This is a genomic window from Arthrobacter sp. FX8, assembly GCF_026723805.1.
Lineage (GTDB): Bacteria > Actinomycetota > Actinomycetes > Actinomycetales > Micrococcaceae > Arthrobacter.
In genome coordinates, this window is the sequence record NZ_CP113505.1 from 2523164 (window position 1) to 2538372 (window position 15209).

Below are 15209 nucleotides of genomic sequence, written 5' to 3' on the forward strand. Positions count from 1 at the left end.
GCCCGCACCCCCATGGTGTCGACGACGGTTTGGCACCGTTTCCAGGCGGCCTCCGACCCTGCCTGAAGACACGAAAAAGCCCCGGAACCTGGTGGTTCCGGAGGCTTTCCTTGGGTGGCAGATGAGGGATTCGAACCCCCGTAGGCGTTGCCAGCTGATTTACAGTCAGCCCCCTTTGGCCGCTCGGGTAATCTGCCGAACTTCAAAAGAAGTACCCGCTGATGCAGTGTTCGGAGCGTCCGTTTCCGTCCGTTCCGCTTCAGTAACCGCGGGCAAGACAACTTTACAGAACTTCCGCCGAAGAATCGAATCGAGTCCCGGGCAGCCCCAAAAGCCGCGGAACAGCGCCGGAAAACCGCTGTTTTATGCCTCCTGGCCCAGGATGCGTCCGGCCAGCTTGGCCTCGAAGCTCAGGGCCTGCTCCTCGGTGATCTGGTTCAGCTGCACGGCCCGCTGAAGGTCCGCCCGTACCCCGTCCATGCGGGAGGAGGCGTCGGCCACCGGGCTGAAGATGATGGAGGCTGCCAGCGCCGCCGCCGCCACCGAGGTCGCCGCCGTGGCCACCGCCCCCGCTGCTGCTGATGTGGTCCGGGTGACATAACGGGCGGCCTTGCGGTGCATGGTGTTCCTCTCGAACTTCAGTACAACTGCTCCAACTCTCACCAGCGCGCCTTCGTTCCCCCGGTGCGTCCGCTGAGAGGGAACTGTGAATCCGCGGCCCCCACCGGTCCGGGCATCCGTACTAGGCTGGATTCCAGTGATCCTGGCCCTGTTCCGCACGGGGCGCCCCATCAACAAAGGAGAGTCATGGCAGGCGAGTCAACGTTCGACGTCGTAAGCAAAGTGGACAAGCAGGAAGTGGCCAACGCGCTCAACCAGGCCCAGAAGGAACTCGCCCAGCGCTACGACTTCAAGGGCGTCGGGGCCGAGGTGGACTTCAGCGGCGAGAAGATCCTCATGAAGGCCAACTCCGAGGAACGCGTCCTGGCGGTCCTGGACGTACTGCAGTCCAAGCTGATCCGCCGCGGAATCTCACTGAAGTCGCTGGATACCGGCGAGCCCTACGCATCCGGCAAGGAGTTCCGACTGGAAGCCTCCATCAAGGAAGGCATTGCGCAGGACCTGGCCAAGAAGATCAACAAGCTGATCCGGGACGAGGCGCCCAAATCGGTGAAGTCCCAGATCCAGGGCGACGAACTGCGGGTCTCCTCCAAGTCCCGCGATGACCTGCAGGCCACCATGGCGCTGCTGAAGGACTTCGAGGAAGCCGACCTGCAGTTTGTGAACTTCCGCAGCTAGCCCTCCCCGCCGTCGAATTCGACGCGGATAATTTCCTCCGCTACGCCTAACGGCCGGCGCACCCGATATTCCGGGGGCGCCGGCCTTTGCGTGTCGCGGGCGGCTTTGCGTGTCGCGGACGGCTTTGCGTGTCGCGGGCGGCTTTGCGTGTCGCGGGCGGCGGAGCCGGTCGCCGATTCCGCTGCGGCCCCGCCATGCGTAACGAAAGCGAAATTACAGCACGTTTAGTTTGCGTAATTGCCGGCGCCGGGTAATCTCATCCTTAGGCCTGCCTAAGTAAGGCTTACCTGAGCGAAAGAACCTCCATGACTGCCAACTACCTGATCGGCCTGCGCGAAGGACTCGAAGCCACCCTGGTGGTGGTCCTCCTCATGGCCTACCTCGCCAAGACGGACCGCCGCCACCTCATCCCCCGGCTGTGGACAGGCGTTGCGGCGGCCGTGGCTGTCTCCGTCGGGTTCGGGGCCCTCCTGACCTTCGGCCCCAAGGGCCTCACGTTTGAGGCGCAGGAGGCGATTGGCGGCAGCCTGTCCATCCTCGCCGTCGGCCTGGTCACCTGGATGGTCTTCTGGATGGCCCGCACCGCGCGGACACTCGGCAGCGACCTGAAGTCGCGCGTTGACCGGTCCGCAGGCGGGGCCGGTTGGGGCCTGGCCGTGGTGGCAGCCATCGCCGTGGGACGGGAAGGCCTGGAAACGGCCCTCTTCCTGTGGGCGGCGGCCAAGGCCACCGGTGAGACCACCCAGCCACTGCTGGGCGCCCTGCTTGGCCTGGCAACCGCGGCCGGCCTGGGCTACCTGCTGCACCGCGGCGTCCTGAAGGTCAATCTCTCCCGCTTTTTCACCTGGACCGGCGCCGCCCTGATCGTCATCGCCGGCGGCGTGCTGTCCTACGGCGTCCATGATCTCCAGGAGGCCCGGCTCCTTCCGGGCCTGCACTCCCTGGCGTTCGATATCAGCGCCGCGGTACCGCCGTCGTCCTGGTACGGCACCCTGCTCAAGGGCACCCTGAACTTCTCCCCGGCTACCACCTGGCTGGAAGCCGCGGCGTGGCTTGTGTACGTACTGCCCGTGCTGTTCCTCTACCTGCGCACCCACTTCACGTCGGTGCCGCCAGGCAGGACCATGGCCGGCAACAACCACGCCGCCAAAGCCCCGGCCGCTGCCTGACCGACTGCTTGACCGCCAAAAGACCTCCGCACCCGCACCCAAAGGACAACCCAATGCCCGGCTTCACCCTGCCCAAAACACCCCGGTACGTCTTCCGAAACAAGCCCGCCGCCCTTGCTGCCGCCGTCGTGGCCGTCCCGCTGCTCCTCACCGGCTGCACGGACAACACCAAGGCAGCGGACACCTCGGGTGGCGCCATCGAGGTTGTCAGCTCAAATACCGAGTGCAAGGTCTCGGCCGGCAGCGTGCCCAGCGGAAACCTCAGCTTCTCCGTGAAGAACGAGGGCACGGAGGTCACCGAGTTCTACCTGCTGGCAGCGGACGGGCTGCGCATCCTGGGCGAGGTGGAGAACATCGGCCCCGGCCTGACCCGCAACCTGGTGGTCACCGCCCCGGCAGGCACCTACACGACAGCCTGCAAGCCGGGCATGGAAGGCGACGGGATCAGGGGCGCCCTGGAAGTCACCCAGTCCGGAAACCAGCCGTCGGCCGACACGGACTTCCAGCACCTCCTGGACACCGCCACCGGGCAGTACGCCTCCTACGTCAAGGACCAGAGCGAGCAGCTGCTCACCGGCACCCAGCAGTTCGCCGCCGCCTTCGCGGCCGGCAACGCGGAGGAGGCGCGCTCCCTGTACGCGGCAACGCGCCAGCACTGGGAACGGATCGAGCCCGTGGCCGAGTCCTTTGGGGACCTGGACCCGCAACTTGATGCCCGTGAAGCCGATCTCGAACCGGGCCAGGAGTGGACCGGCTGGCACCGTGCCGAGAAGGATCTGTTCCCGCCGGCGGACTACACGGCGTTGACGGCACCGGAACGGTCCTCGATCGCAGACCGGATGGTGGCCGACACCAAGGACCTGGTGGAGCGCACCCGCACCCTGGAGATTTCCGCGGACATGCTGGGCAACGGCGCCAAGGAACTGCTGGACGAGGTTGCCACCGGAAAGGTGACCGGGGAGGAGGAGATCTGGTCGCACACGGATCTTTGGGACTTCCAGGCGAACGTCGACGGCGCCCGCATCGCCTTCGAAAGCCTGAAGCCCGCATTGCTTCGGAAGGACGCTGCCCTGGCCTCCTCCCTGGATGAGAAATTCGCCGCACTGCAGGCGGAGCTGGCCACGCACGCCCAGGGCACTGGCTTCGCCTCCTACGACAAGCTGGCCCCTGAGCAGGTCCAGCGGCTGGCGTCACTGGTTGACGCGCTCGGCGAACCGCTGTCCCGGCTGACGGCGGCGGTGGTCCTGTGACCGGCTGCCCCTTTGGCGGCCGGCCGCCGGAGGCCTCCGCGCCGGATGAACCTGCCGCTTCACCTGGGGCGGCGCAGGATGGCGGGGACCGGGAACAGCCGACGGCGGGAGCCCGCCTGAGCAGGCGCGGCCTGTTTGGCATCGCCGGACTGGGCGGTGCGGCAGCGGGGCTCGCCGCAGGCTTCCTGGGGCACGACGCCGTGGCCGCCTCTGCCGCGCCGCCGGCCGCCGACAGCCCGGTGGTCCCCTTCCACGGCGACCACCAGGCCGGCATCACCACCCCCGCCCAGGACCGCCTGCACATGGCCGCGTTCGACGTCACCACGACGAAGCGTGAGGAACTGGTCCAGCTGCTCAAGGACTGGACACGGGCTGCGGAAGCACTGACCGAGGGCCGCCCGGCGGGCGCAACCGGCGCCGTGGACGGACCCTATGGCGCCCCTCCGGAGGACACCGGCGAGGCGCTGGACCTCAACGCGGGAAAGCTGACCCTGACCTTCGGCTTCGGCGCCGGCCTGTTCGAAAAGGACGGTGTGGCCCGCTTCGGACTGGAAGGGCGCCGGCCCGAGGCCCTGGCCGACCTGCCGCACTTCCCCGGCGACGACCTGGACCCCGCCCGCAGCGGCGGCGACCTGGTGGTGCAGGCCTGCGCGGACGACCCCCAGGTGGCGGTGCACGCCATCCGGAACCTGGCGCGGCTCGGCTTCGGCAAGGTGCGGGTCAGGTGGTCCCAGCTGGGCTTCGGCCGGACCTCGTCCACGTCCCGCACGCAGCAGACCCCGCGGAACCTCTTCGGGTTCAAGGACGGCACCAACAACCTGAAGGTGGAGGACCAGCAACTGCTGGACCAGCATGTGTGGGCAGCGGCCGCCCGGCCCCAGGATGCCTGGATGGCAGGCGGCAGCTACCTGGTGGCCCGCCGGATCCGCATGCACATCGAGATCTGGGACCGCACGTCCCTGGGCGAACAGGAAGGCCTGATCGGCCGGACCAAGGGAACGGGTGCACCCCTGTCCGGCGGCGGGGAGTTCACCGAGCCCGATTTCGCGCGGCAGGGCAAGGGCGGAAAACCCCTGATCCCCCTCGATTCCCACATGCGGATGGCACATCCCAGCCAGAACAGCGGCGTGCGGATGCTGCGCCGGGGCTACAACTACACCGACGGTTCCGACGGCCTGGGGCACCTGGACGCCGGGCTGTTCTTCATTGCGTTCGTCACCGATCCACGGACCCACTATGTCCCCATGCAGATGGCGATGGCCAAGGGCGACACCCTGGCGGTGGAGTACCTGAAGCACACGGGCTCCGGACTTTTCGCGGTGCCGGGCGGCGTGAAGCCCGGCGGCTTCATCGGCGAAGGCCTCTTCGCGTAGCGGGACCGCCCATGCCGGCCCCGCCCCGCCGTCGTTCCCGACGCGCCAAAGGCTAACCGCTGCGCAGGTTCCTTGGCGCACCCGAAATACCAGGGGCGCCAAGGAATCTGCGCAGCGAAAATGAAGGTGGGCGTCGCCGGCGAAGGCGCGGGTCGCTGCTGAAGGCAGGGCGTCGGCATACAGGTCCGACGGCGGGCAACCGGCCGGCTGCCGGCCGGCCATCCGCTCCAGCCGGGCGATCCGGTCCCGCATGGGCGGGTGGGTGGCGAACAGCTTGTTCATGGCGCCGCCGCGGAAGGGGTTGGCGATCATGAGGTGGGAGGCGTTGACCAGCCGCTGGTCCTGCGGCAGGGGCGCGATGGTGACGCCGCGTTCGATCTTGGCCAGGGCCGAGGCGAGCGCCAGCGGATCGCCGGTGAGCTGCGAACCGTCCTCGTCGGCGTCGTACTCCCTGGTGCGGGAGATGGCCATCTGGATCAGCGACGCCGCGAACGGCGCCAGCAGTGCCATGGCGATCATGGCCAGGGGGTTGGCGTTGCGCCGGTCACCGCCGCCAAAGAACAGCAGCATCTGCCCCACGGACGTGATGACGCCCGCGACGGCGGCAGCCACGGATGAGGTGAGGATGTCCCGGTTGTAGACGTGCATCAGTTCGTGTCCCAGGACACCGCGGAGTTCACGGGCGTCCAGGAGCTGGAGGATGCCCTCGGTGCAGCAGACCGCGGCATTTTGCGGATTGCGTCCGGTGGCGAACGCGTTGGGGTTCATGGTGGGCGACACATAGATGCGCGGCATGGGCTGGTTGGCGCGCATCGAAAGCTCGCGGACAATCTGGTAGAGCTGCGGCGCCTGGGCTTCGGAGACCGGGATGGCCTGCATGGCCCGGATGGCAATCTTGTCGCTGTTCCAGTATCCGTAGAAGGTGGTGCCGACGCCGATCAGGGCCATGATCCAGATGGGGGCCGAGCTGCGTGTCCCCACGCCGATGAGCCCACCAAGGCCCAGCAGCACCGCCCACAGCACCCCGAACAGTGCCGCGGTCTTCAGTCCGTTGTGATGGTTGTGCACGTTTCCTCCTCGTTAAAAGGAACGGCCGGCTAGGGAACCGGGTTCCGCGCATCGTACGTCCGGAAGCCCGGCTGCAGTTTCGCCGCCAGCAAGGCCCCCGCAATACACAGCGCACCGCCGAGCAGCAGGACCCAGCCCTCATTCAAAATCTTAGTCGCGCCACCCGCCAGCAGGTCCCCGATTCGAGGGCCGCCGGCCACCACCACGATGAACACGCCCTGCAGCCGGCCGCGGAGGTGGTCAGGGGCCGCGGCCTGCAGGATGGTGTTGCGGTAGACGCTGCTGATGGAGTCGGCAATGCCTGCAAGGGCACAGCAGACGGCGGCGGGCAGGAGCCACAGGGTCACTGCCCCGTCCGGCGTGGGACCGGCCAGCAGCACCACCAGGCCGAACGCCCCGATGGACGCGCCCCAGCCCATCACCGAAACGACGACGGCGGTCCCCTGGCGGCGCACGCTGCCCAGCGGACCGGAGAACAAGCCGGCCAGGAAGGCCCCGACGGCGGTGCAGGCCAGCAGGATGCCCACGGTTGCCTCGCCGCCGCCGATCATGAGGGCCGCGACTGCGGGCAGCAGCGCCCGCGGCTGGGCAAGGACCATGGCGATGAGGTCGATGATGAAGGTCATGCGGAGGTTGGGCCGCGTACCAAGGAACCGGAACCCCTCGATGACGGAGCGGATCCCCGCCTTGCTGTGTCCACCGGTGGGCGGCATGGGTGGCAGCCGGTAGACAGCCCATAAGACGAAGGCAAAGCTCACGAAGTCGATGGTGTAGGTCCAGCCGAACCCGAGCCACGCCACCAGGAGACCGGCCAGCAGCGGCCCCGCGGTCATGGCAAGGCCCAGGGTCAGCATGCTCAGCGCGTTGGCGGCCGGCAGGAGTTCCTTGCGGATGAGCGTGGGGATGATGGCGCTGCGTGCCGGCTGGTTGATGGCCTGGGCCCCGCTTTGCAGTGCCACCAGCAGGTACAGCACCCACACGTTGCCGAGCTGCACCCAGGCCTGCAGTGCGATCAGGCCGGTGGTCAGCCAGAGTACGGTGGTGGCCAGCAGGGCAATCCGCCTGCGGTCGTGGGCGTCGGCGATGGAGCCGCCCATCAGGCCACCGATCACGAGGGGAACCAGCGCGAAGATGCCCAGCAGGCCCACGTAGAAGCTGTCCTGCGTCAGGCGGTACACCTCGAGGCTCACTGCCACCAGGGTGAGCTGGCTGCCGACGGCGGACACCGCCGATCCGAGCCACAACCGGCGGAATGCCGGGCTTTCCCTGAGCGGTGTGACATCGGCAAGCAGTTTCCCCACCCCCGTAACACTAGCGGGCGACACGGGAAGGTAAGCCACGCCTTATTGTGAGTTGCTAAAAATAAGTGTTTCAATGGAGCCATGATGGAGCACTTTGACGGCCAGGAAGCGTGGGCTGCAGCCCTGCGCGCCCACGGCCGCAGGGTGACCAAGCAGCGGCTGGCCGTCCTTGCCGCCGTCGAACGCCACCCCCACTCGCCTGCCGAAAGCATCCTTGCCGCCGCCCGGGCCGAGCTGCCCGAACTGACGGCCCAGTCCGTCTATGTAGTCCTCGGCGACCTGACGGACCTGCACATGCTGCGCCGCTTCGAGCCGCCGCACTCCCCTGCCCTGTATGAGACGCGCGTGGGCGACAACCACCACCACGCCATCTGCATCAGCTGCGGCCGGGTGGAGGACGTGGACTGCGCCGTCGGCCACGCCCCCTGCCTCACGCCGCACTGGAACCCGGACGCCAAGCCCATGACCATCCAGATCGCGGACGTCATGTACCAGGGCATCTGCCAGGAATGCCAGCAGGCCCAGCAACTTCCTCCCCACAGTCCCTCGCAAGAAAAAGAGAAATAGGAGAACAATGACTGCCGTTTCCACAACCCAGTCAGGCGCGCCGGTTACATCCGACGCTCACTCGAAGTCAGTTGGTGCCGATGGTGCCATCATCCTGACCGACCACTACCTCGTTGAAAAGCTCGCGCAGTTCAACCGCGAGCGGGTTCCGGAGCGCGTAGTGCACGCCAAGGGCGGCGGCGCATTCGGCACGTTCAAGACCACCGAAGACATCTCCAAGTACACCAAGGCCGCGTTCCTGCAGCCCGGCGTCGAGACCGAGATGCTGATCCGCTTCTCCTCCGTCGCGGGCGAGAACGGCTCCCCGGACACCTGGCGCGACCCCCGCGGTTTCGCCGTGAAGTTCTACACCACCGAGGGCAACTACGACCTCGTGGGCAACAACACCCCCGTCTTCTTCATCCGCGACGGCATCAAGTTCCCGGACTTCATCCACTCCCAGAAGCGCCTGCCGGGCACGCACCTCCGCGACGCCGACATGCAGTGGGACTTCTGGACCCTGTCCCCCGAGTCCGCCCACCAGGTCACCTGGCTCATGGGTGACCGCGGCCTGCCGGCCTCCTGGCGCGAAATGCAGGGCTACGGCTCGCACACCTACCAGTGGATCAACGAAGCCGGTGAGCGCTTCTGGGTCAAGTACCACTTCAAGTCCAACCAGGGCGTGAACTCCATGAGCTCCGAGCAGGCCGAACAGCTGGCCGGCTCCGACGCGGACTTCTACATCCGCGACCTGTCCGAGAACATCGCCGCGGGCAACTTCCCGTCCTGGGACCTGCACGTGCAGGTCATGCCGTACGAGGATGCCAAGACCTACCGCTTCAACCCGTTCGACCTGACCAAGGTGTGGCCGCACGGCGACTACCCGCTGATCAAGGTGGGCACCATGGAGCTGAACCGGAACCCGGAGAACTACTTCGCGCAGATCGAGCAGGCCACCTTCGCGCCGTCGAACTTCGTGCCGGGCATCGCCGCCTCGCCGGACAAGATGCTGCAGGCCCGCATCTTCTCCTACGCGGACGCACACCGCTACCGCGTGGGCACCAACCACGCGCAGATCCCGGTGAACCAGCCCAAGAACCAGGTCAACAACTACAGCCAGGACGGTGCCGGACGTTACCTGTTCAACGCTCCCTCCGTGCCTGTCTACGCACCCAACTCCGTGGGCGGCCCGGCTGCCGTTGAGCCGCAGAACCCGGCCGGCGGCTGGGAGAACGACGGCGAGCTGACCCTTGCCGCGCACTCCCTCCACGCCGAGGACAGCGACTTCGTCCAAGCCGGCGCGCTGTACCGCGAGGTCTACGACGAGGCAGCAAAGGCCCGCTTCCTGGAGACCATCACCGGTGCCGTGGGCGGCGTCAAGAGCCCGGGCATCAAGGAACGCGCCATCCAGTACTGGACCAACGTTGATGCCGAACTCGGCGCCAAGCTGCGCGCCAACCTCGGCGCAGGGGATGCCCCCTCCGCTCCGGCCTCGGATGCAGAGTCCGCCAACAAGATCGGCTGACCAGGCTTCCTGCCGGCTGAACCGAAAGAACACCCCGTCACGGGCCTCCGTGGCGGGGTGTTCTGCTGTCGGGCCGCTTTTGCACATACGGCGGCGTAGATCTGGCTGGTTGCGGGCGGCAGCCCTACGCTCCGTAGATGAACACTTTCGCAGGCATCCCCAGCGAAGCTTTCCGCTTCTACGCACAGCTGGAGGACAACAACAACCGCGACTGGTGGCTGGCACACAAGGCAACGTACGAGGAATCAGTCAAGGCACCACTCACCCTCCTGCTCTCCGAGCTGGAACCCGAGTTCGGACCGGCCAAGCTTTTCCGCCCCAACCGCGACGTCCGCTTCTCACTGGACAAGTCGCCCTACAAAACTGCCCAGGGAGCATTCGCTGCGCGCCAGGAAGGCGTGGGTTTCTATCTCCAAATCAATGCTGACGGGCTGTTGATCGGTGGGGGCTACCACTCCCACACTCCCGCCCAGCTGGCACGGTTCCGCGCGGCCGCCGACGCTTCCGCCAGCGGCGCCGCCCTGCAGGACATTGTTGATGCCGTGGCCGGCGCCGGTTTTGCCATCGAGGGCGAGACGCTGAAAACCGTCCCGCGGGGATTCGACAAAGACCATCCCCGCGCCGAACTGCTCAAGCACAAATCGCTCTCCGCCGGAGTCGAGGTGGGCCGGCCGGAGTGGGTCTCCACACCCGCCGCGAAGGAGCGGATCGCGGAACGGTGGCGGCAGCTCCGGCCGCTCGTGGAATGGGTGGGCCGGTACGCGGCGCCCTGAAACGCGGCTGCCGGAAATGCGGCTGCCCGCCCGGCACAGGCCGGGCGGGCAGTTCAGGAGGAGTGGTCGCGGGCTGTCAGGTGCGGCTCAGCTCATCCTCGTCGTCCCGTTCGGCGGCGGGGGCTGCAGCGGAACCCGCGGCGCCGTTGACGCTGGCGTTGGCCTCGGCGAAGCGCTCGTTGAGCCGGGAGTGCCGCTGTCCGTACGCGAAGTAGATCGCCAGGCCAATGACCAGCCAGAAGACAAAGAAGATCCAGGTCTCCACGGCGAGGTTGGTCATCAGGTACAGGCACAGCACCGCGGAGACAACCGGCAGTACCTTGCCGAACGGGACGCGGAAGGCGGGCTTCAGGTCCGGGCGCTTCCTGCGGAGCACCAGGATGCCCAGGCTGACCACCACGAACGCGGACAGCGTGCCGATGTTGATCATTTCCTCGAGCAGGTCCACGTTGGTCAGGCCTGCCACCAGGGCAACCGCGGCGCCGCAGATGATCTGGAGGCGCGCCGGGGTGGAACGCTTGTCGCTGGTCTTGGACAGCGACCGGGGCAGCAGTCCGTCGCGGCTCATGGCCAGCACCACGCGGGACAGGCCCATGAGGAGCACCATGATCACGGTGGTCAGGCCCACCAGGGAACCGAAGGCGATGACCTTGGCGGCGGACGTGTCGCCCACGGCCTCGAAGGCAGTGGTGAGGGTGGGGCTCTTGGCCTCGGCCAGCTGGGTGTAGGACACCATGCCGGTCAGGGCCAGGGACACGAGGATGTAGAGCAGCGTCACCAGGGCCAGGCCGCCAAAGATGCCGCGGGGCAGCGTCTTCTGCGGGTTCTTGACTTCCTCGGCGGAGGTTGCCACCACGTCGAATCCGATGAAGGCGAAGAACACCAGTGCGGCCCCGGCGAAGATGCCCATGGTGCCGTACTGGGCGGGCGCGGCACCGGTCAGGAAGCCGAAGAAGGACTGCTTCAGGACGTCCGCGGCGCCGGTGCCTGCCGTGGGCTGGGCGGCGGGAACGAACGGGCTGTAGTTCTCCAGCTTCACGTAGGTGAAGCCCACCACGATCACGAACAGCACCACGCCGATCTTGATCAGGGTGAAGATGTTGCCCACGCGGGCGGACAGCTTGGTGCCCAGCACCAGCAGCACGGTGAAGATGGCCACGATCAGGAAGGCGCCCCAGTAGAGGTCCACGCCGCCCAGCGAGAGGGCCGGCGGGATGTCGAGGCCCGTGAGGGCAAACACCTTGCTGAGGTAGATGCCCCAGTACTTGGCGATGACGGCGGCGGCCGTGAACAGCTCGAGGATCAGGTTCCAGCCGATGATCCAGGCAAGGAGTTCGCCCATGGTGGCGTAGGTGAAGACGTAGGCCGATCCGGCCACGGGGATGGCGGTGGCGAACTCTGCGTAGCACATGATGGCCAGCGCGCACGTGACGGCGGCGATGGCGAAGGAGACGGTGACGGCGGGGCCCGCGAAGTTGGCAGCGGCCTTGGCGCCCACCGAGAAGATACCGGCGCCCACAGCAACGGCGACGCCCATGATCATGAGGTCCCAGGTGCTGAGGGAACGCTTGAGTTTGCGCCCTGGCTCATCGGCGTCGGCAATCGACTGCTCGATGGATTTTGTCCGCAGAAGATTCATAAGGGGGTCACAATCCTGGTTTGTGATGGAAACAGACCTATCAACGATAGTGTCCATCCACTGGACGGCCCCAATCGTCCCGAATAGTGAGACGGCCTCTGCGCCGAATATTCTTCCGCCAACGCACTCGGGGCCCTCCTAATGGAGAGCCCCGAGGCGTAAAGCGTCGAACTTGCTAGGCAGGCCAGTCCATCAGCGTTGACCGGATCAGGAAGCGTTTGCCCTCCGGCGCTTCCACCGAAAAGCCGCTCCCCCGGCCCGGTACAACGTCCACGGTCAGGTGGGTGTGGCTCCAGTAATTGAACTGTTCCCGGGACATCCAGAACTCCAGCGGAAGTGGCTGCAGGCCGTCGGACAGGTCGAACAGCCCCAGCAGGACGTCCGAGTCCCCCGTGATGAAGTCCCCTGCCGGGTAACACATGGGTGAGGACCCGTCGCAGCAGCCTCCGGACTGGTGGAACATGAGCGGTCCGTGCCGGTCCCAGAGCATCCGCAGCAGGTCCACGGCCGCCGGCGTGAGCGCCACCCGGGAAAAGTCTTCCCCGGGCAGCGTCACGGCGGCGTCCATCCCGTGGTCCGGCATCAGAACCTCAGCACCACGCGGCCGTCGATCTTGGCGTGCTTCATCTCATCGAAGACGGCGTTGACCTCGGAGAGCTCCCGGACGGACACTGTGGGGCGGATCTTTCCCCTGGCGTAGAAATCCAGCGCTTCCTCAAGGTCCTGCCGGGTTCCGACGATGGAACCGCGGACCGTCAGCCCCTTGAGCACGATGTCGAAGATCGGCGCCGGAAAGTCCCCCGGAGGCAGTCCATTGAACACGATGGTGCCGCCCCTGCGGGCCATGCCAATGGCCTGTCCGAACGCTGACGGATGCACCGCCGTAACCAGCACCCCATGGCACCCTCCTGTTTCACGCTGGATCACCTCTACCGGATCTTCATGCAGCGCGTTGACGGTCACTTCCGCTCCGTGGGCCCTGGCCAGGGCCAACTTGTCGTCGGCGACGTCCACGGCGGCCACCCGCAGGCCCATGGCGACGGCGTACTGGACGGCGATGTGCCCCAGCCCTCCGATGCCGGAGATGGTGACCCACTGCCCCGGCCGGGTCTCGGTCATCTTCAGGCCCTTGTAGACGGTGACGCCGGCACAGAGTACCGGCGCCACCTCGACGGGGTCGGATCCCGCCGGTATGCGCGCCGCGAAGCGTGAGTCCACGAGCATGTACTCCCCGAAGGACCCGTCCACCGTGTAGCCGCCGTTCTGCTGGGCCTCGCAGAGGGTCTCCCAGCCGGTGCGGCAGTACTGGCAGTCGCCGCAGGCGGACCACAGCCAGGCGTTGCCCACCACGTCTCCGATGCGGAGGTCGGTGACGCCTTCACCCAGTGCCACCACCTCTCCCACGCCCTCGTGGCCGGGAACGAACGGTGGGGCGGGTTTGACCGGCCAGTCCCCCTCTGCTGCGTGGAGGTCGGTGTGGCATACGCCGGTGGTCAAGACCTTGACCAGTGCCTGGCCGGGCCCGGGTACCGGCATGGCGACGTCCTGGACGGACAGGTCGGCACCGAATTCGTTTACTACTGCTGCTTGCATTGTCGTCGTCATTGGCGAAATCCTTGAGTCGTTGTGGCGGGGGTAGTGCTGGCCTAGAAGAAGCCCAGCTTGTTTTCGTCGTAGCTGACCAGCAGGTTCTTGGTCTGCTGGTAGTGGTCCAGCATCATGGCGTGGTTTTCACGGCCGATGCCCGAGGACTTGTAGCCACCGAAGGCGGCACCCGCCGGGTAGGCGTGGTAGTTGTTGACCCAGACACGGCCGGCCTGGATTTCCCGGCCGGCGCGGTAGGCCACGTTGCCGTTGCGGGACCAGACACCGGCGCCCAGCCCGTAGAGGGTGTCGTTGGCGATGCCCATGGCGTCGTTGTAGTCGCTGAACTTGGTCACCGCCACCACGGGCCCGAAGATCTCCTCCTGGAAGATCCGCATCCGGTTGTGGCCCTCAAACACGGTGGGCTGGACGTAGAAGCCACCCGCCAAATCGCCCGGGAGTTCGGCGCGGGCGCCGCCGGTGAGGATCCTGGCGCCTTCCTGCTTTCCGATGTCAATGTAGGACAGGATCTTCTCCAACTGGTCGTTGGAGGCCTGTGCACCAACCTGCGTATCGGTGTCCAGCGGGTTGCCCTGGACCATCTTTTCTACCCGGGCCACGGCGTCCGCCATGAAGGAGTCGTAGATGTCCTCCTGCACCAGCGCCCGGGACGGGCAGGTGCAGACTTCGCCCTGGTTGAAGGCGAACAGCGCGAAACCTTCCTGGGCCTTGTCGTAGAACGCGTCGTTCTCCTGGGCAACGTCGTTGAAGAAGATGTTCGGGCTCTTGCCGCCCAGTTCCAGGGTGACGGGGATGAGGTTCTGGCTGGCGTACTGGCTGATCAGCCGGCCGGTGGTGGTCTCGCCGGTGAACGCGATCTTCCGGATCCGGGAGCTGGAGGCCAGCGGCTTGCCGGCCTCCACGCCGAAGCCGTTGACCACGTTCAGCACGCCGGCGGGCAGCAGGTCCCCGATGAGTTCCACCAGCACCAGGATGGAGCTTGGCGTCTGTTCGGCGGGCTTGAGCACCACCGTGTTTCCGGCGGCGAGCGCGGGTGCCAGCTTCCAGACGGCCATGAGGATGGGGAAGTTCCAGGGAATGATCTGGCCCACCACGCCGAGCGGTTCGTGGAAGTGGTATGCGGTGGTGTTCTCGTCCAGCTGGGAGAGGCTGCCTTCCTGGGCACGGACGGCTGAGGCGAAGTAGCGGAAGTGGTCCGCCGCCAGCGGCAGGTCCGCGTTCAGGGTCTCCCGGACCGGCTTGCCGTTGTCCCAGGTTTCGGCGACGGCGAGCATTTCCAGGTTTTCGTCGATGCGGTCGGCGATCCTGTTCAGGATGGCGGCACGTTCCGCTGCTGAGGTCTTGCCCCAGGACGGTGCCGCCTTGTGCGCCGCGTCCAGCGCCAGTTCGATGTCTTCGGCCGTGCCGCGGGCCACCTGGCAGAACGCCTTGCCCGTCACCGGAGTGATGTTGTCGAAGTATTGCCCCTTCACGGGGGCCACCCATTCCCCGCCGATCCAGTTTTCGTACCGATCCTTGAAGGTGACCTTCGAACCGTCGGTTCCCGGCTGTGCGTAAACGGTCATGTGCTTAGCTCCTTTGCTGTGCAGAAGGCGGGCCCCAGGGGCCGTTCGCCGTTGGAGACAGCGTAGGAGTTGGCAGGTTGCAGCCAGGTTGCAGGC

13 protein-coding genes, 1 tRNA gene and 1 pseudogene are annotated in these 15209 nt (G+C 66.6%); 7 read left to right on the forward strand and 8 right to left on the reverse strand.

Annotated elements, in window-relative coordinates; genetic code table 11:
• Nucleotides 1-115: 115 nt before the first annotated feature.
• A tRNA-Tyr gene (locus OUO20_RS11640) sits at nucleotides 116-197 on the reverse strand.
• Nucleotides 198-363: 166 nt separating this feature from the next.
• Nucleotides 364-621: a hypothetical protein gene (locus OUO20_RS11645; RefSeq protein ID WP_018769044.1), complete on the reverse strand. Its 258-nt coding sequence runs from the start codon at nucleotides 619-621 to the stop codon at nucleotides 364-366.
• A gap of 186 nt (nucleotides 622-807) precedes the next feature.
• Between OUO20_RS11645 and OUO20_RS11650 the strand changes: the two genes are divergently transcribed.
• From OUO20_RS11650 to efeB, 4 genes are all read left to right on the forward strand, one after another.
• Nucleotides 808-1299 (forward strand): YajQ family cyclic di-GMP-binding protein, encoded by a 492-nt coding sequence (locus OUO20_RS11650; protein WP_018769043.1) that lies wholly within the window; start codon nucleotides 808-810, stop codon nucleotides 1297-1299.
• A 305-nt stretch (nucleotides 1300-1604) separates the two neighbouring features.
• Entirely contained in the window at nucleotides 1605-2468 is an 864-nt protein-coding gene (efeU, locus tag OUO20_RS11655; RefSeq protein WP_268001766.1) for an iron uptake transporter permease EfeU, read from the forward strand.
• A gap of 53 nt (nucleotides 2469-2521) precedes the next feature.
• The gene (efeO, locus tag OUO20_RS11660) at nucleotides 2522-3718 is read left to right on the forward strand and encodes an iron uptake system protein EfeO (RefSeq protein WP_268001767.1); all 1197 of its coding nucleotides are present in this window, start codon (nucleotides 2522-2524) and stop codon (nucleotides 3716-3718) included.
• Complete coding sequence (efeB, locus tag OUO20_RS11665) at nucleotides 3715-5091, forward strand: iron uptake transporter deferrochelatase/peroxidase subunit (protein WP_268001768.1); 1377 nt, start codon at nucleotides 3715-3717, stop codon at nucleotides 5089-5091. The genes efeO and efeB overlap by 4 nt, the downstream gene beginning before the upstream one ends.
• 210 nt (nucleotides 5092-5301) lie before the next feature.
• Here efeB and htpX read toward each other — a convergent pair.
• Nucleotides 5302-6159: pseudogene (gene htpX / locus OUO20_RS11670) on the reverse strand (zinc metalloprotease HtpX); the annotation flags it as partial.
• A 29-nt stretch (nucleotides 6160-6188) separates the two neighbouring features.
• Complete coding sequence (locus OUO20_RS11675; protein ID WP_268001769.1) at nucleotides 6189-7460, reverse strand: MFS transporter; 1272 nt, start codon at nucleotides 7458-7460, stop codon at nucleotides 6189-6191.
• Between the two features lie 81 nt (nucleotides 7461-7541).
• Between OUO20_RS11675 and OUO20_RS11680 the strand changes: the two genes are divergently transcribed.
• The 3 genes from OUO20_RS11680 (at nucleotide 7542) to OUO20_RS11690 (ending at nucleotide 10304) form a co-directional block, all read left to right on the forward strand.
• Nucleotides 7542-8027 (forward strand): Fur family transcriptional regulator, encoded by a 486-nt coding sequence (locus OUO20_RS11680; RefSeq protein ID WP_018769037.1) that lies wholly within the window; start codon nucleotides 7542-7544, stop codon nucleotides 8025-8027.
• 7 nt (nucleotides 8028-8034) lie between these two features.
• The gene (locus OUO20_RS11685) at nucleotides 8035-9531 is read left to right on the forward strand and encodes a catalase (protein ID WP_134163929.1); all 1497 of its coding nucleotides are present in this window, start codon (nucleotides 8035-8037) and stop codon (nucleotides 9529-9531) included.
• Nucleotides 9532-9668: 137 nt separating this feature from the next.
• Nucleotides 9669-10304 carry a DUF2461 domain-containing protein gene (locus OUO20_RS11690; protein WP_268001770.1) on the forward strand — a complete coding sequence of 212 codons (636 nt, stop codon included), beginning with the start codon at nucleotides 9669-9671 and terminating at the stop codon, nucleotides 10302-10304.
• A 76-nt stretch (nucleotides 10305-10380) separates the two neighbouring features.
• Here OUO20_RS11690 and OUO20_RS11695 read toward each other — a convergent pair whose 3' ends face one another.
• From OUO20_RS11695 to exaC, 4 genes are all read right to left on the reverse strand, one after another.
• Entirely contained in the window at nucleotides 10381-11943 is a 1563-nt protein-coding gene (locus OUO20_RS11695) for an amino acid permease (RefSeq protein WP_268001771.1), read from the reverse strand.
• Between the two features lie 175 nt (nucleotides 11944-12118).
• A complete protein-coding gene (locus tag OUO20_RS11700) occupies nucleotides 12119-12526 on the reverse strand; it encodes a DUF779 domain-containing protein (RefSeq protein WP_026265729.1) in 408 nt (135 codons plus the stop codon).
• Entirely contained in the window at nucleotides 12526-13548 is a 1023-nt protein-coding gene (gene adhP / locus OUO20_RS11705; protein WP_268001772.1) for an alcohol dehydrogenase AdhP, read from the reverse strand. The genes OUO20_RS11700 and adhP overlap by 1 nt, the downstream gene beginning before the upstream one ends.
• Before the next feature lie 41 nt (nucleotides 13549-13589).
• Nucleotides 13590-15113 (reverse strand): acetaldehyde dehydrogenase ExaC, encoded by a 1524-nt coding sequence (exaC, locus tag OUO20_RS11710; protein ID WP_018769031.1) that lies wholly within the window; start codon nucleotides 15111-15113, stop codon nucleotides 13590-13592.
• Nucleotides 15114-15209 lie beyond the last annotated feature (96 nt).